The organism is Ruegeria sp. BC7, from assembly GCF_056539165.1.
On sequence record NZ_JBQFUL010000012.1, the window covers coordinates 1 to 19,642 of the forward strand.

The 19,642-nt window shown below is 51.5% G+C and carries 21 protein-coding genes; 8 read left to right on the top strand and 13 right to left on the bottom strand.

What is annotated here, in order from left to right:
* From ACR0KS_RS19185 to ACR0KS_RS19205, 5 genes are all read right to left on the bottom strand, one after another.
* Positions 1 to 1,057, bottom strand: a 1,057-nt coding sequence (locus ACR0KS_RS19185) for a hypothetical protein (protein ID WP_480693304.1), incomplete at its 3' end; no start/stop codon positions are given.
* A 1,001-nt stretch (positions 1,058 to 2,058) separates the two neighbouring features.
* Positions 2,059 to 2,364 carry a hypothetical protein gene (locus ACR0KS_RS19190; protein ID WP_082643644.1) on the bottom strand — a complete coding sequence of 102 codons (306 nt, stop codon included), beginning with the start codon at positions 2,362 to 2,364 and terminating at the stop codon, positions 2,059 to 2,061.
* A 52-nt stretch (positions 2,365 to 2,416) separates the two neighbouring features.
* A complete protein-coding gene (locus tag ACR0KS_RS19195; RefSeq protein ID WP_170568101.1) occupies positions 2,417 to 3,031 on the bottom strand; it encodes a hypothetical protein in 615 nt (204 codons plus the stop codon).
* 55 nt (positions 3,032 to 3,086) lie between these two features.
* Positions 3,087 to 3,449, bottom strand: coding sequence for a hypothetical protein (locus ACR0KS_RS19200; RefSeq protein ID WP_058282224.1), 363 nt, complete (start codon positions 3,447 to 3,449; stop codon positions 3,087 to 3,089).
* Positions 3,450 to 3,749: 300 nt separating this feature from the next.
* Positions 3,750 to 4,049, bottom strand: coding sequence for an RFA2 family protein (locus tag ACR0KS_RS19205; protein WP_170568100.1), 300 nt, complete (start codon positions 4,047 to 4,049; stop codon positions 3,750 to 3,752).
* A 572-nt stretch (positions 4,050 to 4,621) separates the two neighbouring features.
* Between ACR0KS_RS19205 and ACR0KS_RS19210 the strand changes: the two genes are divergently transcribed.
* The 3 genes from ACR0KS_RS19210 to ACR0KS_RS19220 all read left to right on the top strand — a co-directional run bounded on the left by ACR0KS_RS19210 (position 4,622) and on the right by ACR0KS_RS19220 (position 6,501).
* Complete coding sequence (locus ACR0KS_RS19210) at positions 4,622 to 5,137, top strand: DUF805 domain-containing protein (protein ID WP_170568099.1); 516 nt, start codon at positions 4,622 to 4,624, stop codon at positions 5,135 to 5,137.
* 73 nt (positions 5,138 to 5,210) lie between these two features.
* Positions 5,211 to 5,981, top strand: a complete 771-nt coding sequence (locus ACR0KS_RS19215) for a hypothetical protein (protein WP_170568098.1) — start codon at positions 5,211 to 5,213, stop codon at positions 5,979 to 5,981.
* Positions 5,965 to 6,501 (top strand): hypothetical protein, encoded by a 537-nt coding sequence (locus ACR0KS_RS19220; RefSeq protein WP_170568097.1) that lies wholly within the window; start codon positions 5,965 to 5,967, stop codon positions 6,499 to 6,501. The genes ACR0KS_RS19215 and ACR0KS_RS19220 overlap by 17 nt, the downstream gene beginning before the upstream one ends.
* Before the next feature lie 517 nt (positions 6,502 to 7,018).
* Here the strand turns inward: ACR0KS_RS19220 and ACR0KS_RS19225 are convergent.
* Complete coding sequence (locus tag ACR0KS_RS19225; RefSeq protein ID WP_480693311.1) at positions 7,019 to 7,438, bottom strand: GNAT family N-acetyltransferase; 420 nt, start codon at positions 7,436 to 7,438, stop codon at positions 7,019 to 7,021.
* A 272-nt stretch (positions 7,439 to 7,710) separates the two neighbouring features.
* Here ACR0KS_RS19225 and ACR0KS_RS19230 point away from each other — a divergent pair, with 272 nt between their 5' ends.
* Positions 7,711 to 8,403 carry a DUF411 domain-containing protein gene (locus ACR0KS_RS19230; RefSeq protein WP_480693305.1) on the top strand — a complete coding sequence of 231 codons (693 nt, stop codon included), beginning with the start codon at positions 7,711 to 7,713 and terminating at the stop codon, positions 8,401 to 8,403.
* A 72-nt stretch (positions 8,404 to 8,475) separates the two neighbouring features.
* Here the strand turns inward: ACR0KS_RS19230 and ACR0KS_RS19235 are convergent, their stop codons facing one another.
* The 3 genes from ACR0KS_RS19235 to ACR0KS_RS19245 all read right to left on the bottom strand — a co-directional run bounded on the left by ACR0KS_RS19235 (position 8,476) and on the right by ACR0KS_RS19245 (position 10,780).
* Positions 8,476 to 9,123 carry a Spy/CpxP family protein refolding chaperone gene (locus ACR0KS_RS19235; protein ID WP_480693306.1) on the bottom strand — a complete coding sequence of 216 codons (648 nt, stop codon included), beginning with the start codon at positions 9,121 to 9,123 and terminating at the stop codon, positions 8,476 to 8,478.
* 74 nt (positions 9,124 to 9,197) lie between these two features.
* The gene (locus ACR0KS_RS19240) at positions 9,198 to 9,686 is read right to left on the bottom strand and encodes a RidA family protein (protein WP_170473725.1); all 489 of its coding nucleotides are present in this window, start codon (positions 9,684 to 9,686) and stop codon (positions 9,198 to 9,200) included.
* 266 nt (positions 9,687 to 9,952) lie between these two features.
* Positions 9,953 to 10,780, bottom strand: a complete 828-nt coding sequence (locus ACR0KS_RS19245; protein WP_170568095.1) for a sulfotransferase domain-containing protein — start codon at positions 10,778 to 10,780, stop codon at positions 9,953 to 9,955.
* Between the two features lie 458 nt (positions 10,781 to 11,238).
* Here ACR0KS_RS19245 and ACR0KS_RS19250 point away from each other — a divergent pair, with 458 nt between their 5' ends.
* Positions 11,239 to 12,963 carry an adenylate/guanylate cyclase domain-containing protein gene (locus ACR0KS_RS19250; RefSeq protein WP_170568094.1) on the top strand — a complete coding sequence of 575 codons (1,725 nt, stop codon included), beginning with the start codon at positions 11,239 to 11,241 and terminating at the stop codon, positions 12,961 to 12,963.
* 228 nt (positions 12,964 to 13,191) lie between these two features.
* Here ACR0KS_RS19250 and ACR0KS_RS19255 read toward each other — a convergent pair whose 3' ends face one another.
* On the bottom strand, positions 13,192 to 14,226 hold the full coding sequence (locus tag ACR0KS_RS19255) for an alpha/beta fold hydrolase (protein ID WP_170568093.1): 1,035 nt from the start codon (positions 14,224 to 14,226) through the stop codon (positions 13,192 to 13,194).
* 133 nt (positions 14,227 to 14,359) lie between these two features.
* Between ACR0KS_RS19255 and ACR0KS_RS19260 the strand changes: the two genes are divergently transcribed.
* Positions 14,360 to 15,223 carry an alpha/beta fold hydrolase gene (locus ACR0KS_RS19260; protein WP_170568092.1) on the top strand — a complete coding sequence of 288 codons (864 nt, stop codon included), beginning with the start codon at positions 14,360 to 14,362 and terminating at the stop codon, positions 15,221 to 15,223.
* A gap of 172 nt (positions 15,224 to 15,395) precedes the next feature.
* Here ACR0KS_RS19260 and ACR0KS_RS19265 read toward each other — a convergent pair whose 3' ends face one another.
* The 3 genes from ACR0KS_RS19265 to ACR0KS_RS19275 all read right to left on the bottom strand — a co-directional run bounded on the left by ACR0KS_RS19265 (position 15,396) and on the right by ACR0KS_RS19275 (position 17,779).
* Positions 15,396 to 16,445, bottom strand: coding sequence for a GFA family protein (locus ACR0KS_RS19265; RefSeq protein WP_170568091.1), 1,050 nt, complete (start codon positions 16,443 to 16,445; stop codon positions 15,396 to 15,398).
* Between the two features lie 222 nt (positions 16,446 to 16,667).
* Entirely contained in the window at positions 16,668 to 16,877 is a 210-nt protein-coding gene (locus ACR0KS_RS19270; protein ID WP_480693307.1) for a hypothetical protein, read from the bottom strand.
* Between the two features lie 260 nt (positions 16,878 to 17,137).
* Positions 17,138 to 17,779, bottom strand: a complete 642-nt coding sequence (locus ACR0KS_RS19275; RefSeq protein WP_170568090.1) for a TetR family transcriptional regulator C-terminal domain-containing protein — start codon at positions 17,777 to 17,779, stop codon at positions 17,138 to 17,140.
* A 191-nt stretch (positions 17,780 to 17,970) separates the two neighbouring features.
* On the opposite strand from ACR0KS_RS19275, the gene ACR0KS_RS19280 reads away from it, so the two are divergent.
* Together ACR0KS_RS19280 and ACR0KS_RS19285 are read left to right on the top strand one after the other, a co-directional pair.
* A complete protein-coding gene (locus ACR0KS_RS19280) occupies positions 17,971 to 18,834 on the top strand; it encodes an ABC transporter permease (protein ID WP_170568089.1) in 864 nt (287 codons plus the stop codon).
* Positions 18,831 to 19,625: an ABC transporter permease gene (locus ACR0KS_RS19285; RefSeq protein ID WP_170568088.1), complete on the top strand. Its 795-nt coding sequence runs from the start codon at positions 18,831 to 18,833 to the stop codon at positions 19,623 to 19,625. The genes ACR0KS_RS19280 and ACR0KS_RS19285 overlap by 4 nt, the downstream gene beginning before the upstream one ends.
* The last annotated feature ends 17 nt before the right edge of the window (positions 19,626 to 19,642 follow it).

Genomic DNA, 19,642 nt, shown 5'->3' on the forward strand with positions numbered 1-19,642 from the left:
CTCCATCGTTTGGTTCATGGTGCTTGGCTTTCTTATGCTTCAGTTTTCCGTCTTCGACCCAATACCAATAGGGTGTGAAGTCTATGTTTCCCACGCGGTCCTGCTGGCTAAAGATAAAATCAAGGAGAACAATCTCGGTAAGCTCTTGCATCCAAAAGGTCATCTGTTGGTCACTGACATCGGGACCGAGATCCTTGTTGATCATCCGGTCTTTACGGCCTTCTTTAACGCCCTCTGCAATGGCCTCTGGCATGGGTTTCGAAGAACGCAAAGCTAAGAAAGCGGGGGTTTCCTGAAAATCGCGGTTCTGACCTTTCCCCCATCCAGATTTGCGTGTGCCGTTGATTTCCGAGCCGTATCTATGCCCAGGACTATCGAGCAGTACACCGTATATTTGCGTTCGATCCGAAGTGAATAAATCGTCGGTTGGCTGGTATGAGGCTGGGTCAGCATCCGCAGCTGCGAAGACCCGCCAGCCTTCATGGTTCATGCGTCCGCCATGAGAGCCACCAGAAATCGCAAGGCCAGGCTCGGCGACCTCGGAAAAATGCGCCTGGGTGTCCATGCTACGCCAAACGGCGACTGGAATTTTTATAGTCGTGTCGAAATATCTGGAGAAATGATAGTAAAGCAGCGACGAGGTGGAAAAGGTTCCACTGGTGCCCTTTTGGTTCATGGTGGATTTGAATTTGGCCACCCTGTCCTTGGCCAGATCTTTCGCCGCCTTCCCCTCTTTGCAAGCGTTTCTCTGGAACTCAGAACGGTTCCCCGTGTAGGGTCCTTCCGAAATATCGTAGACGGCCATTCCTGGGCTGGTGCTCCAGGTTTTCGGGCAAATAGCAATTTCGGAGGCATAGAAATCGATCTCGCAATAGGCTGTCTCTTCCTCAAGATCGCTTTTTTGATACGCGCCCGTTGGAACTTTTTCGATCCGAATGCAGCGTTCCGTAACGCCGTTGGGACTCTCAAATGTCGTGGCTTCACCGAGGACATCGTCGCTCGCCCACAAGGCAGTGGGTGCAATGAAAGCCAGTGACCCCAGAAGATTGAACCTCATTTGGATACTCCTCCCGATATCATTTGGGGCAAATCGCTGCCTGTTGTTCGGTAGAGATCGTCAAATTGGGGTCGACACTGAATTTGGAGAACTTTGAGTCAATCCACTGGTCACACCCGCCTGAACATGGGGCACCGTTACGGGCCTCATTCCAATAATCCTTGGCCCTTTCTTCCGTCCAACCGCAAAACTGAACGAGCGCCATTGCCGACAATGCTCCCGAGGAATGAACGCCCCACATGCAGTGCACCAGAACAGGACCCTTTCTAGGGTTTTCAATCACCTCATGTATGGACGCCATGACGGCACTGGGACGGGAGGATCTGGCGCTCTGATAGTCAAAGGATCCGTTTCCACAACTGGTGCGACCGTATTCAGTGTTTTTGCCAAAGTCGGCATAAAACCCGGTTGAAAACCCTTCACCGCACAGAGTTTCGCGTTGACCTTCACTCAGGCCCGTTCGATCCTTATCGCCACCTTTGAAACCAGAGCGATACAATACTCCGCTTAAGACTGGGCGAAAGAAAGCAACGCCGTCAACGCCTCCGTCGCTAGCTTTTGAGAGCATTTGACTGTTGCTTGGACCGCCATTTCGACTGGTTACGTCAGAATTCGCAGCGGTTGCGAGAACACCAATGAATATGAGGGACGTCAAAAACCGCATGCCAGCTCCTTTCTATTTTTCAGCCTGTTATGCTCACACTCTTCCCACTTGGAAATCTATTGGAGCGGCTCAATCTCAGCAGCCTTATCAAGTGCGCGACAGACTTTCCGACGTGAAGCTTTAAATCGGCCACACCAGATTGATGATAAAGACGACCACGAAGTAGGCCAGAAAAACTTTCCAGTTCAATTGGTGTTTGTTTTCTTCGTTTATCACGCCGGCCGATTTCAATGCCAGGTTTGTTACAATTAGAGCGACGATGGTAACCGCCGCATGTGCCAAGTCGAAATGCAAACTAAAGCTCCCTATTGCAGATATTTGGTTGATGAAAAATGTGTCAGCAGTCACCTGATGGCAGCATAGTTACATCTGAGTACCTTCCCTCAGACGTCGTGATCCGAGCACAAGCAACAGTATCCTTGTTAAACCAGTACGAGGTCAGCCCTTCGCTGCGGACGAGTTCAAATCCGAGACTCTGGATGCCCATTTCAGCTTGGCCCGCTTTTGCCCCTTCAAATGACGAAAGATCGCTAGAGCTGCCCACAGTTGGTGCACTTGCATCCACTGATCCACCACTGTCGTCGCATGCTGCAAGCGCAGTAATACACGCTGTGCCGATCACCAATAGGACCTTGGGTTTCATCTGTTTTTCCTTCGCTTTTTGGACTTGCGTTCCAGGGTCTCTGATTGATCACCTATTCAATTCCGAAAATTACGTTGTAGCCGACGGAAGAGTTGCTGCGATTGATGACCTCCACAACATGATCACCAGATTGCCAAAGCTGTCCTCGATACTCCTTGTCCGCCGACATCAATCCCAACAGTTCAGAACCATCGGGGTTGCGAATAACGTAGTCCAAGGAGCCATTTCGCGGAGCAACGCGAACGTAGAGGAACTGTTCGTTTTTAGCACCCAGAACGTATTGCTGCGACGCTCCGGGCGCGAGTTCACCAACAAGTTCTGCGCCAGTGGAACCAGAATCAAATTTGACACGTTGGCTACCAGTAGACCCGGCGGCGCCTGCCATGGCTCCACCGCCATCATCCATCGCTTCGACAACCGACATCTCGCCGATGCTTCCATCCTTGTACGCGATGCAGCGCCAAAGTGTTCCACCTGCATCTCGCAGCATGACGAGCGTGCCCGCTTCTGAGAACTCTGAGCTTTCAATCGTACCGGACTGACCGTCTGGCCCACCAACCTGCCGCAAATGGTCGATACACGCGTCGTCGGCTTCTGACATTGCAAAGGCAGCTGCGCCCGCGATTGCGAACATGGGTGTGAGGAGTTTGAATAAAACGAGTTTCATCAGATGGTTCCCTGTTGGCTTGTCCTTAGAGATTTGTTCCTTACAAAGCGGAACCTCACTTCGCTTCTCGTAACTTTGACAGAAATTCATCGCATGCCTGTGCGCTGCCGACGATCTCGCCCGTCGTTTCAATTCCTTGCAGTGACGCCATTTCGGAATTTACGCGGTTGAGGATCTGATCCGCTTGCTCGGCGGTGATAAGGTTCTCAGCTTGTGCTCCTTTCAATGTGGTGCAGACACCGGCGGACAAGCCTGTCGCAACGCCGACACCCACCGCGGCCCCGCCACCCAAGGTCATCGCCCCAACCACGCCGAGGACGAGCCCGATCACAATTCCCAAGATTACTTTTCCCATGTTTTCCTCCCATTCGGTGAGAAAGAGTTCAGCCACCACTACTGGCGCAATCTGCGTGCCCATCTGCAAATCAGAACCAGCGCTAACAGGTTGAGCGCCGGTGCAATCGCCGCGAACCACGGCTTGGCGGGCTCCGAAACTAAGTCCGCAACAAATATCCAAGGTAGTCCCAACGGCAGTAGGAACACTCCGGACAAAGGGTCTCGTTCCTGTCCAAACCAGCCAAACGTACCCGTCAAAAACGCAACCAACGCCAACAGGTACAGGACCGCGAATACGATGGTGGTTATTCTACAAACCAAGTAGAGCCTCAGCAGATCAAGCCAGTGCTGCGCAGCCGTTATCGGCTACGCAGCAGACTGCTCACAATGCGCCTTCGTCCCCGAGAAACTCGATACCAGCTGTCGCGCCATCACTGTAAGCAATGCAATTCCAAGGAGCACGATCCTCGCCAACGCCGACAGTGACTTGTGTTCCCGCCTCGCTAAACGCGGATGAGAGTACTACGACTTGCGAGTTGTTCGTCGCGCTGGCTACATCTCGCAAACACGCCTGCTGAGCCGGCGTGAGCTCGGCGGACGCGCTTGATGTACTCGTATCGTCGCAGGCCGCAAGCAGTGCGAAACATGTCGTGCCTGCAATCATCACCATCTTGTTAGACATTTTCTTCTCCCTCTGGTTTCCTTGAAATTAGTGAAATTGGATGGGCTTGTTTGAGTTTCTCGCGTCAGAGCAGGCTATGGAACATACTTCGACCCTGTGATTTCCCTTTCCAACAACTTGTCGCGGGGGGCTTGGCGGGCAGAGCGATTTTACGTTTACTGCTAAGACCTCCAACAACGTGAGATTTCCGAATGAAGTCACTGGCAAAGGCTAGAACAAACTCTGGAAAGAGGGCGAATACGTTAAATCTAAGCATCGCACCCTCCCAACGACTGATCCGTGTAAAGTGCCTTCCGACTGCCAGCACTCACTCCAGCGGCCGGAAGGGCTCGGCGAAGCGAGCAGCAACGACAACAACGGAGGTAAAATGAAAGTTGCGTCGAATTCGCATGTTTGAATCTAATTTTTAATTAATCAACATTTTTTCCGCGCGCAAACTTCGCTACCTTTTCATAGAATAGTTTTTTGGCGTTCAAACACAAAAGGAAGGTGGGAAAACCCAGAAGGGCAAGTCTGTTCTATTAGCTAGCGAGGCGTTCTGAGGCCGCACAGAAACTTAGAAAGGGTTGAAAATGGGGTTTGTGGAAGCAGTAAAAACGTGTTTCTCGAAATACTTCCAGTTTTCCGGGCGGGCGATACGTTCAGAGTACTGGTGGTTCTTCTTGTTTGTAGTTCTCGTGAGTGCTGCTTTAGCCGTGCTGGATACAATCATATTCGGGACTGACCCTGAAACAGGGCAAGGATCTCGGGTCCTGTCCTCTGTTTTCCAACTGACTGTTCTCATACCTATGCTGGCCGCCGGCTGGCGGAGGCTGCACGATACAGGACGACCTGGCTGGTATTTGCTGCTACCGATGGCGCTCAGCATTACAACGCTTTTTGTTATGTTGGGTGGGGTAGCGTTCTTTTCGGTATTGGAGCAAGGGACGGAAAACCCAGATGCATTGCGAGGACCTGCGGCAGTCCTGAGCGTGACCGGTATTATTGTTGTCTCAATACTTCAATTGGTTTTGTCCATTCTGATGATCTGGTGGCTGACCCGACCTTCCCAAGAAGGCGCAAACGAATACGGCGAACCTGTTTCTTGACCTGGCTGCCCGGGCAATTGGCTGGAATCTCTGCTGAACGACAGCGCGAACCGTAACTCCATGGAGAGAAAAAATGAGCTGCAAAACCATTTCCATTGGAATGCTACTGATGGCAGTGGCGACCACAGCATCAGCGGAGTGGTCGTTCAGCTCCGGGCCCAACCCCAATGCGTTTATTCAGACAGGAAACATGACGCTGGAACTTCAGTGTGACCTTATTCGCTTTGCTCCGGCTGGATTCGAGGACAGCCAGGACATTGCGGATAAGCAGGGGCTTTCCATTCGTTTCTTGAAGAACGGCACCACCGAAGTTGGAGCATTTCAGGTTGGCGCAGAAAACGCTGCCGTGCAGATCGTCGAAAACTATCCCGTCGAGGTCAGTTTCAATAGTCAGCCGGACTATGGTTTTGTTCTGGACCAGCTTGCGGCCAATGCATCGGTTAATCTGTCGATGATTGATCAAGATGTCAGCTACGGAATTTTTGACTTGAAAGGTTCCAGCGCAGCAATTCGGTCCCTTCGTTCTGCGTGCGATTCAGAAGTTAGCCAAGAGACCTCCTACGAAGCGCCCGAAGGCATCGTCTATTGTGGTGGCGGAGCGAAAAAACGCGTGATTGAACCCGTAATTTTGGACAATCCAGAGGGGGAGTGGGACGCGCGAGTAGCGGTTAACGGCGAGTCGATCAGAGCCATGACAGCCTACAGCTACTTCGGAAACTCTGAGCCACCGGCCGGATTTGTCGTCGCCCTTCTTGGTGAAGACAGGTCTGAATTTCTGATTTTTAACGAAGGCTCGGCAAACTGGCTGGAATACGGGGACTACAGGTATGAACAATGCAACTGAAGCCACCTTCCAACCGGCTTCCCAATTGGCAAGCTACTTGAAACGTTTGGTATCTGCGATCCTCCTTGGTTCGAGCCTGGTTTGGACCTCACCAGTTGTCGCGGCTGACGTTTCGCAACTTCCAACCGGTTTGCGAGCAAAGGTTGATCTGGCGGCGCAGGCATGCGCGGAGTTCAACAACGGTCAGTTTGACTTAGATTGGGGCGCGGTTGAAAGGGTCGATCTCGACGGAGATCTTCAACACGACTGGGTTTTGAATGAGTCTGGTTTTGCGTGTTCGAGCGCCGCATCTCTTTACTGCGGAACTGGCGGATGCATGTCGCACTTCTTGATTGAAGAGGAGGTTCAATCCTTGCTCAACCAGGGCTGGACGGTTGTTGATTTTGGGCGTCAACGCGTTGTTGTTGCGGATATTCATGGATCCAATTGCAACGGAATAAACCCAACGCCCTGCGTCACCGCCAGTGTTTGGGATGCGGACGCTAAGACGTGGCGCTCGTCTGCTGGCGATTGGGAATAAGTTGCATTTGAGAATTGCAGATAAGCCATAGGAGCTGGTTTGTTCGATGGGTTCTCTGTGGCACGCAAACTTATGGGCAAATCGTGCAAAGTTAGTCTAATAGTGATACTGCGTACATCGTCCTTCAAGACTTCACCGCCAGAAACATTCGTTTTCCTGAAACTGTCGAAAACGCGCACCGGTTTTACGAGCTTGGTCCCCAATCATTTGCAAGCTGCAATTCTGAGCAACGTGTATGAGATAAGACTTGGGTGAATTGAAGCTATGGGCTGGTCAAGACCAGCCCGTCGCATCACGCCCTCGCGTTTGAGGCGTTAAGATGGCTTTTTACATTGTGGAAGACCGAAGCCAGTGGTGTTGGCAAAGCTTCAGTCAGAACATTGGCACTCAGAAAAACTCCAGGACGTGTTGTCCATCTAGAGCTGCGCTAACTCACACCACGTGAAATGAACCCGCCCTTCATCTAACGGTGTTGAAGTGCGGGCTCCGGTTTTTCAGCGACGGTTCCGGATGGACTTCACCCGTGTTGTGAAGTGTCCCACCAATGCGGCTGCATGAACTGCGGGATCGCCACGGTTTTGCCACTCAGCTTCTTTACAGATCCTTCCGTCAACTCAAGCGCCATCCACGCCTCTGGTGCCGACATCAGGCCCGGATATGGTGTCTGCTTATCCGTCGGTACAAATCCATATCTAGGGTAAAACGTCGGAACCCCTAGCACGAACACCGCATCCGCCCCGACGGAACTGAGATGTTCAATGCTCGCCTCCATGATCTCTTTCCCTACGCCGTGGCCCTGATACGTTGGCAGCACCCCGCAAGGTGCCAGCAGGTAACATTTCGCATCAGGGTGGTCTAGGAAGTTAAACGGAGTGAAAAGCACGTTGCCTACGATCTCCCCGTCGCGTTTGGCGCTGACAGATGTCGTGTCCGGGATGCCGAGCTAGTCTCTGGCAAGCCAAGCGATGTCGTTGCCTTCCACTTTTCCGCACGCCAACCGGTGGACGTCTACTAACTGTCGCTGTTTCGAAGCTGCTACAATGGGGCTTTGACCTGCGTCAAAGCATAGGTCTCCTGATTGCAGCTAGGTTGGTTGGCACATGGAACAGAACCGTTGGATCAAGTACTCGCTCAGAGCGGCATTCTTGGCCTTAGTGATTGCATTGTCAGGGTGCACGGGTAGGAACCACCAAGGCAATTGGCATGGCCATGGCACAGAAGGTTGTTATGGACCTCACCACGAGGTTGATCGCCAGGTCCATTGTAGAACGCTCGAGTGAACTTGAGCCATACGCGATGCAACTCACAAAACGTTTGGCGACCAGTGTTATTTGGATTGAGATTCAGATCTTGTATCGAAACTGCCCGTTTGATGCTCAGTCCGGTAACATTGAAAAATTTGGCCTTGGCACAATATCTTTGTATTCCCATGAGGAAGCGGAGAAGAGACCAATGAAACGACGCGAATTTCTATTAGCGGGTACAGCAGCAGTGTTGGCTACTCCTTCCGTCGGACAAGAAGCCCCACTCATCAAAGTCTACAAGACTCCAACCTGCGGCTGTTGTGCCGCGTGGGTAGATCACCTGATTTCCGCAGGATTTCGTACCGATACGCTAGACGTAGGGCAGGAGCAGCTGTGGTCGCTTAAAGAACAAATGAAAATCTCAGATGAGCTTTCCAGTTGCCACACTGCATTTGTTGGGGGCTATTTTGTCGAAGGTCATGTCCCGGCAGAAGACATAAATCGACTTTTGTCCGAACATCCTGAAGGCCTCGGCCTAACAGTTCCAGGCATGCCGATGGGTTCACCCGGCATGGATTTTTCAGACGAACGAGAACCTTATGAAACCTTGCTCGTAGGTCCGGATGGGACGACGAGTTTGTTTGCTCGACACAGCTGAGAGATTGGATGAAGGGCAATCAGACTTCCTAGATCCGTGCTCAGCATCGGATAGCGCTGATTTCAAAAGGATTCAGCTGCAACCGTTGTGTTTTTTCCACATGGCTGGGTCGTGGCCTTCGGGCACATTGGAGCACGGGTCGTTCGCATACCCTCTTAGAATGCTGTACAGTTGGACTTGATCTGCGCTCAACAGCGGAGTTGTTAGCAGGTGCCTGGACAGATGAACCATTCGCAATTCGGCCCTGGCAGCTTCGGCCGCTTCAACAAGTTTGTTTAGCTCGGCTACGTCAAGCTGGTCACTGGCAAACGCTTCACTTAACGCCGCTTCGGCCTCAATAAACCGCTCACCTACGACGATTGCCTGTTCGCGCATTTCAGAATGGATCGCTTCAATTTTTTCCACCTGATCTTTCGAGAGTCCAAGTTCATCTTGCAACTCGAGCAAGTGTGCTGGGCCTGGTCTGCCATTCAGCTCCGCAGGTAAGGCAAAACCCCAACCTCCGCCGCGCCGCAGCTCTTCTAAATCGGTCTCAGATAAGCTTTTGATGATCCTGGATTGCAGACCGGCGTACGGCGTGACTTCAGCGTCGCGAGTGTGACTTTGCGCGAGTGCTACTTGAGAGTATTGGATCGTACAGAGCGCCGTTACAATCAGAAACTTAGGCATAAACTTAATCATGAAGTCTCCTTTATGGCTCACCCAAATGCCTTCTTCCATACAGTACTTCTGCCCGGCGCAGCGACATTCCTGCTCCTTTTTGACCAGTATGTCGTTCCGGATCCACGTGTATTCTAGGCCGTTGAGACAATAACCTCTGCTTCGATTTCAATTGGGAAGTTGATTGGTAGACCTGCCACCCCGACCGCCGTACGTGAATGGCGGCCAATCTCTTCTCCAAAGACGTCAATGATCAAATCCGTGAAACCGTTGAGAACCGCAGGCGTATCGCTGAAGCCAGATTTGCAATTGATCATCCCATGAACTCGGCACCACCCCGTTATTCGGTTTAGACTGCCAAGTTCGCGCTTTAGGCTGCCGAGAATAGAAAGCCCGACTTTGCGTGCTGAGGCGTAGCCCTCTTCCACAGACACATTTTCTCCGACTGCTCCAAATGGCCCGGCCGGAGTACCGTCTATTTCTTGTGGTCCATGACCAGATACGAACGCCCGGTCGCCCCGAACGTTAATCCATGGAAATGGCAACACCATACCAACAGGCAATTTCAGCGGCGCGGGTAAAATGATGTTGTGGTCTATCAATCGTTGTTCAGCGTCGATCATGGTACTCCCTCTCGCAGGACTTGCATGGGTCTTACCATAAACCATGCCCAAAGTCGGTCTCGACCACCAAACTTTGCAAGGTCCGCTTCGTCCGCATTTGAGTCAGCTGGCGAAACCGCGGCGAACGGCTGTTGTTGGTTAGGGCAAACCTTGGCCGCGTTCGCGGGCATGAATGACCGCTCATCGTGGTTACGGGTCATCCGGCAAAAAGTCTCAGATGGCCGAGACGGTCCCGAAGCGGCAATCTTTACTAAGAAAGCGAGGTCCTAAGCAGGAAGCTCTCCGCCAGACTGAAGCCATCGCGCGTCGGCTTCCGGAAGCAACTCTGCAAGACGTTTGTGAAACGCAAGAAGGTCTTCGTCTGAAAGCTTGCCCTCCCACTTGCGACTGCTTGCGCTATCGAAGAAGGCTGACGGGTCTTTGAAGGTTGTGGACCGTTGTGTTTTTTCTTTGGCACTCGCACGTGCATTGGCTTGCATGTTCTCGAACTGCATACTTTCCGCAATTGCGGCCAGCATTTCATCGCCAATTTTCAAACCAAGTACGGAAGCGAGCTTTCTAGTATGGGAGAGCAAATCGCGCCGCATATCGGCGTAATGGAAAATGTGTATGTTGGGATGTTGGATGTTTGACTTGAAGGACTTGAAGTGATGAACGATGGCCTCAAGGGTGATCCCATCGGCCATCTCCTCTCGAACGGTCTCACCAAGAAAAAGGGCGAATGAAGCTGTCGGCTCATCCGGGAACCTGTCTTGGATCAGGTCTTCCTTCAGGTTTGCCACATGTCGGCGCATCGAAAAATGTGCGTCGATAGGGTGTCTGAACACCGCGATGTAGGTGCAATCTGGATCGAAAGGAATGCCGTCAAAAGGCGTATGGGTCTTGATGCATCTTCTGTGGTTTTGAGCTTCGAACATTCGAACTATTGGGAGTTGATCTCGAAACGCAGGGTCGAGCCAAACCGACAGGTCATCCATGACCTTGTCCATACCTGGCTTTTCAAACAAGAGCGACAGCACAAGGGCTTGCGTCCATGTTGTTCCGCACTTTGGCGGTGTTGCAACAATCACATCTCCTTGGCGCAGCGCGAACATGTCCCAAATCCGATTGTCGGTGAGACGTGTTCTGTACTCGAATGCCTTTCTTGAAGACGCCCGTATCGTCATTCTGATTTCCGCCAATGGACCCTTAATGAAACGATAGCAAGCATGCGGCGCTGAACCTAGAATTTTGATGGCACCCGAGTAGGAAGGCCTTTCAAAGTGCCAAGCCAAGACCTTGCATTCGCGGCTAGAAGCTCGTTTTGCCCTCAAGGCAGTCATACGCGGCACCTTGCTCCAGTGCCTGTGCTGCGGTGTAAAGTCGAAATTACAAAGTCCGGTTTTTCGAGGTCCGCTTCTGCCTAATTTACCCAAAAGCAAAAAGCTTGCGTGTCGTTATACGGTCACTGATGTTCATTGAATATTGATCGCGATTTATGCGCGAAACCCCTAATATCCCTTTGACACTCCTTCACAATGGATACGCGGGAGGATTTTGTTTGGAGCGGTACTTGGCTGCCATTCTCGTGGCTGATGTTGTTGGCTATAGCGCGCTTGTCAGTGCTAACGAGGAAGCCGCATTGCACACATATAGGGGCCACTTTAGGGCGCTGGAGCCGCATGTCGGCCTGAATGGCGGACGCCTATTCAAAAGAACTGGTGACGGTTTTCTTGCAGAGTTTTCCTCGGTTGTAGATGCGCTGGCATGTGCGGAAACGATGCAACGTCAGATGGCTGAGCGGAACGGGGCGCGCGGGCAAAGTCCGGAGATGCAATTCCGTATGGGAATTCACGCGGGCGATGTTTTTGATGACGACGGTGATGTTCTTGGTGACGGCGTCAACATCGCGGCCCGGCTGGAAGGTCTTGCTCCTCCCGGAGGGATCATCGTTTCAGGTCGGGTTTACGAAGACCTTGTGGGTAAGGTGGATTTATCGTTCACCGAATTGGGGCCGCAATATCTGAAGAACATCACACGCCCTGTAACTGCTTACTTGGTACAAACAGCATTTGCTACTGAATCCCCGTTAACTCAATCCCGTCCTGACAGGCCCTCAGTGGCGGTGTTGGCTTTTGACAATCTGTCGCCTGACGCTGAACAGGATTACTTTGCGGAAGGTATTACCGAAGACATCATCACCAGCTTATCCAGAGTGCCCTGGATATTCGTGGTCGCCCGAAACTCTTCTTTTTCTTACAAAGGGCTTTCGGTTGATGTGCGTCGTATCGGCAGAGAGCTTGGTGTCCGCTATATATTGGAAGGGTCCGTTCGCGGCGCTGGTGACCGGTTGCGTGTCACGGGCCAGCTGATTGATGCGGAAACCGGATCTCATGTTTGGGCGGATCGATACGATGGCAAGCTCGATGATGTTTTTGAGCTTCAGGACCAGATTACCGAGGCTGTCGTTGCTTCGATTGCGCCAGGTATCCGACAAGCTGAAATAGACCGTGCTGCTCACAAGCGCCCTGACACCCTTGGAGCCTATGATCACTTCCTACGTGCGCAGTCCTTGATCTACAGGTTCAATTTCACTGAAGCAGACGACCATTTGTCAAAAGCTCTTTCACTCTCAAGTGAGTACCCATTGGCAAGCGCTCTTCGAGGTTGGATCCGCACTTTGCTATGGAACCCGGATACACGTCCAAACGAGGCCCGATTTGATTGCGCAATTCAGCTGGCACATGAGGCTCTGGCGACATCACATCTTGACCTAGAGGCGCAAGCATATGCCGGTTACGTACTCGCGTTTCTGTCGGAGGATACAGAGTACGGTTTGTCACTTGTGGATCAAGTCGTCGAGAGAAGCCCAAATTGCGTTTCAGCCTGGGGATCCAGTTGCGTACTGCATGGCCTGATGGGCCAAGCACAAACGGCACAGGCACATGCCAGGGAGGCGCTCCGACTTAACCCGAATGACCCACTAAACTACCGGGTCCACATGGGTATCAGCCTGTCGCAAATCGCGGAAGGGAACTGGCGCGATCTAAGAGAAACTGCCCAAAAAATGCGTGCATTTCATAATACTGTGACTGTCTTTCGCCTGAACGAACTTGTGGCGGAAATGGCTCTCGGCAATGGGAGCCGAGCTAGAGAACTCGCACGTATTCACATGTCACGGGAACCCGATTTTAGCGTTTCAATGTTCCGGCATATGCGCGCTCGTATCTCTATCGCAAAACCAGAAATCTATGACGCCTACTATAAAATGCTGGCAGCCGCAGGCATTCCTGATTGACGACACCAGGTGTAGACCAGCGGCAAGTCATAGCAAGCATGCAACATGTGGAAACATATTTTTTGCCGCTGGAAGAATGCCCAATTTGGTCTGCGAACAGTCGTTGAAGTGAATAGCGGCGAACGGCAATCGAACCTTCGCGGCGCTCGGCGTGAACGATTGCTCTGCGGACAAAGCTAACATTGCCACGTTAGATCAGATTAATAGGTTTGCAGTTTCATGCTCTAATCAGAACAGATGCCCATACGTGCGAATTGCATGCTGTCTGTTTTGCAGTTCAAGTTTGGCGTAGATTTTACTTGTGTGGTTTCGAACGGTTTTTTCACTCATTTGAAGACTTCTAGCAATTTCTTTACCACTCATTGCTTGGCAGATGAGTCTCAGCACGTCCTGCTCGCGCTTTGTCAAATCGTTAAAGTCCGTCGTTTGACCGGAAAATGTAAATTCAAGCAAGCTCTTGGAAAAAGCGCGCCAGGCAGGTTCATCGCGTTGGATAATGTGATTTTTTCCCTCTAAAGCAGACATTGTCGCTCCGGGAATATTCTGAGCGAGACGTTGTCCTTCTTCAAACGGAATAACCTGATCGTTCCTTGAATGGATCACCAGTGTTGGAACTGAAACCTTTGGCAATAGACTTTCAACATTAACGTCAGCGCGCGCCATAAGCAGGTCGGCCCCTGTCTCAGGCAAAACGGTCTTTTGGCAAAGTTCTGTAAACCAAGAGCGTTGTTCGGACGGCGCACCAGGAAGAAATCTTGATGTAAATACATCTTGAAACGCTGGGTTGTCATTCTCCCAACCAAGGCGAAATACATCGATAACAGTCTTGTAGTTTTTGGCGGCAACCGATCCGCGGTGGTTGCTGCCCCTTGCATAGCCTCCAACGAGTACCATCCCGGCGACTCTGCCGGGATACCTCAGCGAATACGCGATAGAAGTCGCAGCGCCCTGAGAAATACCCAGAAGATAAATTGGTTCGTCTATTTCAGCGGCGTCGATTACAGCTTCGAGATCATCAACCCAGTAATCAATACCCAGGTTCTCAACTCGTTTGTCAGATAATCCGCAGCCTCGCTCATCATATCGAACAAGGGTGAATTGACTTTCTAGCAATTCGATCCAGTGAGACCAAATTGGACTGTCTAGATCATAACTGAGATGCGTGAGCCAGTTAGCCGCCTTTACCATTGGTAGGCCGGTTCCGGATTTGCTCCACGCCAGCGACGTACCATCGCTTGAAGAAGTGTATCTAACAGTTCGCATGTCTTTTTTTAGTCAATTTGGGGCAAATGTCCCATCAATTTCCCGTCGGTTTGAGTCTAGCCGGGACATGTGTCCGATAGGTTGAAGGCCAGATGAGTGACACCGTTGTGAAACTCAGAATGGAGGTCATCACATGAATAAGCAATTTGACGCATCACTACACGCTTGGCCGTGCTGGTCCCAAATATCGCCTGCTCCCTGCGTGGGGCTACATTGTTCTGGCGCTGACGGAAGCCAGTGGCGCAATCTGTTTGCCCGGATGAGCGAAGAAACCAAAACAATAGCACCCGACCTAATAGGAACCCTGTCTAGGGGTCATAAAATCCCGGACGGGCCGTTCACATTGGAAAACGAAGCTGCTTCGATTATCACCGAGATAGAGAAGCTTGGCAGGCCCGCTCACTTGATTGGACACTCCTATGGAGGAGCACTGGCTTTGCATATCGCCAGAGCTCGACCCGACCTTGTTCGATCACTTTGTCTCTATGAACCAACTTTGTTCAGCCTACTGAAAGCCGGAGAGGTGACTGACGGTTTATTGTATTCCGAGATTGTTAGCCTCACAAACGCAATACGAACTGGCATAGAAGAGGGATGCGAAGAGTTTAGCGCACAGGTTTTCACTGATTTTTGGGGAGGACTTGGCTCTTGGCAAGCCCTGAGTCGCGAACGCAGGTGCGCTATGATTGATTGGGTTCACAAAGCCCCAAGCGATTTCGATGCGCTTCTGAAAGAACCTGACCCAGAATACATTCTTTCTGAGGGAGTTCCCTCTACGATCATTCGCGGATCGCAGACGCATGTGCACACAAAGCGCATCGCGGAACTTCTGGCATCCCAAGGCAAGCTTGTTGAACTAAAGGTTCTGAAAGGTGCTGGCCATTTGGGTCCCTTTACCTTCAAGGAAAGTTTCGAGATGGAGGTGCTGTCGCATATTAGAACTGTTGACCGCCGCGACATGGCCTCAATGGAAATCAAGCCGATCAGTAGATCGTGAGCCGGGGACACTGGAAATCTAGAAAAAACGACCGACCGATCTGGGCTCCGAGCGGTCGGTCGCTGTACAGCAGCGCTAACGTCTTATGGGCGCCCGCATTGGGCTCGATGTTGTCATTTTCTCAAACGCTAGGAATGTTCTCTTTGCGGATAAAGCAGAAATCGCTCGATCACTAAAAAACCTCAGGCGGCTTAGCCAAAGGTCCCCAAGTTTCAGGGTCTGGTAGACCGACACTTGACCATGCTTCTTGCAAAACTCTAGAGTCCGAAGACCTTGTGCGAGGTAAGTCATCCAAAATATCAAACCATGGCATTTTGCTTTCTATTCCAGAGTGGACCGAAGGAGCAAAGTTTTCTGGTTGGTCGAGGCTCGAAGTATGCAGGACCAGATAGGCCGTTTCTCTTGGCTTAACGAGCTTATAAGTTAGGCTTGCGCCGCATTTGGCACAAAAGCCACGATTTGCTATTGGCGTAGTTGCGAAATATTGAGGTTCCTCGGTGAGAAATCGAACAGCAGAAGCGGGAAAGGCCGCCCATGCATTAACTGCTGAACCAGAAAATTTTCTGCAACAACTACAATGGCAATACCCTGTGCTTATGGCAGGTGCGTTTACTTCATATCGGACCAACCCACAGATGCAGCCACCTGTCACTAAGGTTTTGGCCAATTCATCTTCATCAAAATCCAGAAAACCCCCTTCCTCTCCGGGTTCTGAAATGGTCATGTAGACATGTATTGGAGTATCAGTGCTCTTGAGTCTTTTGTGACCGCAATCCGCCAGCGGAAGATCTATCTTGCCCGCTATTTGCGCCATTACTTCTCCTGAAACCGCGATTCCACCTGGTTCCGCTATTGCCTCAAGCCGTGCGGCAGTATTTACGCCGTCTCCGAGAATATCGTCGCCGTGTACAACGACATCACCGAGCGAAACTCCGACTCGTAAAATGAGTGGGTCGTCACTGTTAGATTGGCGTGCTTCGCGCGCACACGCTCTTTGAATGTTGATTGCACAATTGACCGCTTCAAAGACACTCGAGAACTCAGCCAAAAACCCATCGCCAGTAGACTTAAAAACACGACCCCGGTTTGCTTCCACCTGCATGCCGATGATTTCACGTTCTAGTCGAACCAACTTAGCTAATGTTCCGCTTTCATCGCGTGATACCAATCCTGCGAAACCGACTATATCGGTGGCCAGAATGGCCGCTAATTTGCGTTCCATCTCCGTTGCTCCGAGCTAATAATCTCCAATTGGTGCCTGCTTACTTTAGCATAAAATCGGTCGGAGCGAGCCACGGTAGCTGAGGTTTTATTTCCAGTTTTGAAAGATCGTTCAAGGCTGCGATCAGCCAATCATACTTGCTGCGGAGAACGGCAACACGAGTCCAATTTGTTCGATGCCGCACAGCACACAAATGTCCGGCGTTGACAACTTACTCCATGGTCAGGCGACAAGGCCCAGCTCTTTGTCGGTAGCTGTCGCTGCATACTTTTCCCTTGGAGGCATGGGTCTCGATTGCCAAGGCGGTTCGAAGGTGAAACTTGAAACGCTGCGACCGTCAGGCAGGGCACCGTTTCCGGCCCCGAGCGCGTAGTCGTAGTAAAGCTTGACGATCTCTTCTTCGGTCACCTGCGCTGTTTCTGGATGCGCCATGCATGCATCACGCCACACTCGTACCCGGTCAACCTCCGCCGCGCCGCCTTCCACATTGTATTTTAGCCCGGATACTGAACTTCGCACCGTTCCCTTATGGATTTATCGCAGACTTTTAAGACACCATTCATCAACTTTGGGTTGCGGATAGCGCCTATTTAATTGAATTTTTTGCGTTCGTACCGTGCTTCCATCATGAAGGCTGAAAGATGTGGATTCTCCGGTCCTTTAGTGACCAGATGGGAAACCTGTCTCAAGCTCTACTCAGACAACAAAGCGCCGCTCAGGTCAAAATGCTTCGGGAACATCGCCCGCAGAAAACGAAAAACAATTCTCATCGCTTCGTCGCGGTCAAATGAATCCGGGTGGAGTAGGTAATCGGTCCACATGCCTTCCAGCATTGCGAGTGTGCCGTGTGTAGCGTCGCTGGCAACTTGATTAGGGTGTTCGGTTCCGGCTTCTTTCGCAATTCGAGCGAAAGCGTTGAAAACCAGATTACGAAGCTTAGCGTCGCGGGTATCTGAAAACGCAGCGATTGCTGCTCTATTTCGGGCCTCGCCTCGAAACGCGTACCAAATGGAAACGTTTTTCTTATTGAGAATAGTTTCACTCAAGTCGCCCCGAACAATCATCTCAATATGTTCCTGTCCGGTTTGCCCGGTCGTTTCCAACAAGTCATAAATTCCATTGTAGTATTGTTCGGATGAGTAGCGGGCGGCTTCGTCAACCAAGTTGTCCTTGCCGCCGAAATGAAGGTGAATCATGCCACGGGACAGCTCGGCCCGTTGAATGATTTCGCTGACTGAGGTCTCGGAAATCCCTTTCTCTGCGACCGAGTCGAGTACTGCCTCGATCAGGGAAAGGCGGTTTCGCTCGCGTATTTCTTGTCGTCTTCCAGTCATTCGATTAGGCGGCTCTGTTTGTTTTCAGTCTCTTGCGGTGCCTTCTAGCGGCCAGTGTAAAATTGGCCATCCCCGGTTTCGAAATTATCAGTTGACACAACTAGTCCAAAAATTCCAGATTTAAATGGACGATTGTCCATTTTGTGATCGACATGGTCGCGCCACCAAAAAGCAAAGTTCAGCAGGGAAGAATGGCCGGAGTACTACGAAGTGAAAAGGGCAAGGGCCTCGCACTGAGCGCACCTGCGACGCTCTACGTCGGTCTGCTTGTCGCCGTACCTCTTTGCATTCTCGTCGCTTACAGTTTTTGGACCCAGACCTATGTCGAGATCGACCGGACCTTGACTTGGGCAAACTACCAAGAGGCGTTTACCGACCCATTGGTTCGACACCTAATGATCCGTTCTGTCGCAATTGCAGGCGCGGTGACATTGGCAACGGTTTGTCTTGCCTATCCGATTGCATACTTCATCGCGTTTCGGACACAGAAGACGACCCTCTGGCTGTTGCTGATCACTATTCCCTTTTGGAGCAGCTACCTTCTGCGCGTGTTCAGCTGGAAACTAATTCTTGGCTTCAATGGGGTGTTGAACTCTGCGCTGATTTCACTTGGTTTGATACAAGAGCCGCTGACATTCTTGCTCTACAACGAATTCGCTGTTGTCCTTACGCTCGCCCACGCCTGGGCACCGTTTGCTATCCTGCCGATCTATGTATCGCTGCAAAAGATCGACCGCAGCCTATTGGAGGCTGCAACCGACCTTGGCTGCAACAAGCTTGAAAGGTTCGTTCGCGTGACACTGCCTCTGACGGTGCCGGGGGTCATTGCGGCCTGCCTGATCATTTTCATCCCAACGGTGGGCGATTACGTCACTCCGGCCTTAGTCGGTGGATCGCAGGGCAAAATGGTGGCGAACTTGATCCAAGTGCAGTTTGGTGCCGCCAATAACTGGCCGTTGGGTGCAACCCTGTCTCTTCTTGCCATGCTTTCGGTCGGCTGCGTTGCAATCCTGTTCGTGGTGGTCGTCACCGCATTGGGCCGGAGGATCAGATGACCAAGGCATTTCGTTTCTCATGGTTGCTGGTTTACGCGATTGCCTATCTGGTGTTTCTCTACCTGCCGGTTTTGCTATTGCCACTGTTTTCGTTCAACGACGGAACTATCGTAGCCTTCCCACTAAAGGGATTCACGTTGAAGTGGTACGCACAGTTGGGGCAGCAGGACACGCTGCTACAGGCTATGGTGAACTCGTTGATCGTCGGCAGTGTGACTGCGCTGATGGCAACATCTCTGGGTCTCTTCGCGGCTCGCGCCTACGTTCGGTATCGTTTCACGGGGCGTGAGTTGTCTGAGGGACTGGTCATGCTTCCACTGGTCATTCCCGGCATCATCGTGGCCAGTTCGATGCTGGTTCTGTTCATTAGCATCGGCTTGAAACCATCGCTGACCACCGTGATCCTTGGGCATGTGTTCGTAGCGTTGCCATTTTCCGTGTCGATAATGAAATCTGCATTTGACGATTTCGACCAGTCCTTGGAGGAGGCCGCGTTCGATCTTGGTGAAAGCGTCGTAGGAACGTTTCGGCGTGTTACCCTCCCAATCGTAGCGCCGGGTATTGTCGCCAGCCTTTTGGTCACGTTTACGGTGTCGTTTGACGAGTTCGTCCTGGCCTTTTTCTTATCCGGGAACAGCCCGACATTGCCGGTCTATATCTGGAGCCAGATCCGCTTCCCGGCAAAATTGCCCAACACGTTGGCCCTAGGATCGCTGCTTTTGCTGTCCTCGGTGCTGCTGTTGTTGATCGCCGAATATTTCCGCCGCCGTTCCATCCAATCGTCAGATTGAAGCCAAAGGAAACAAGC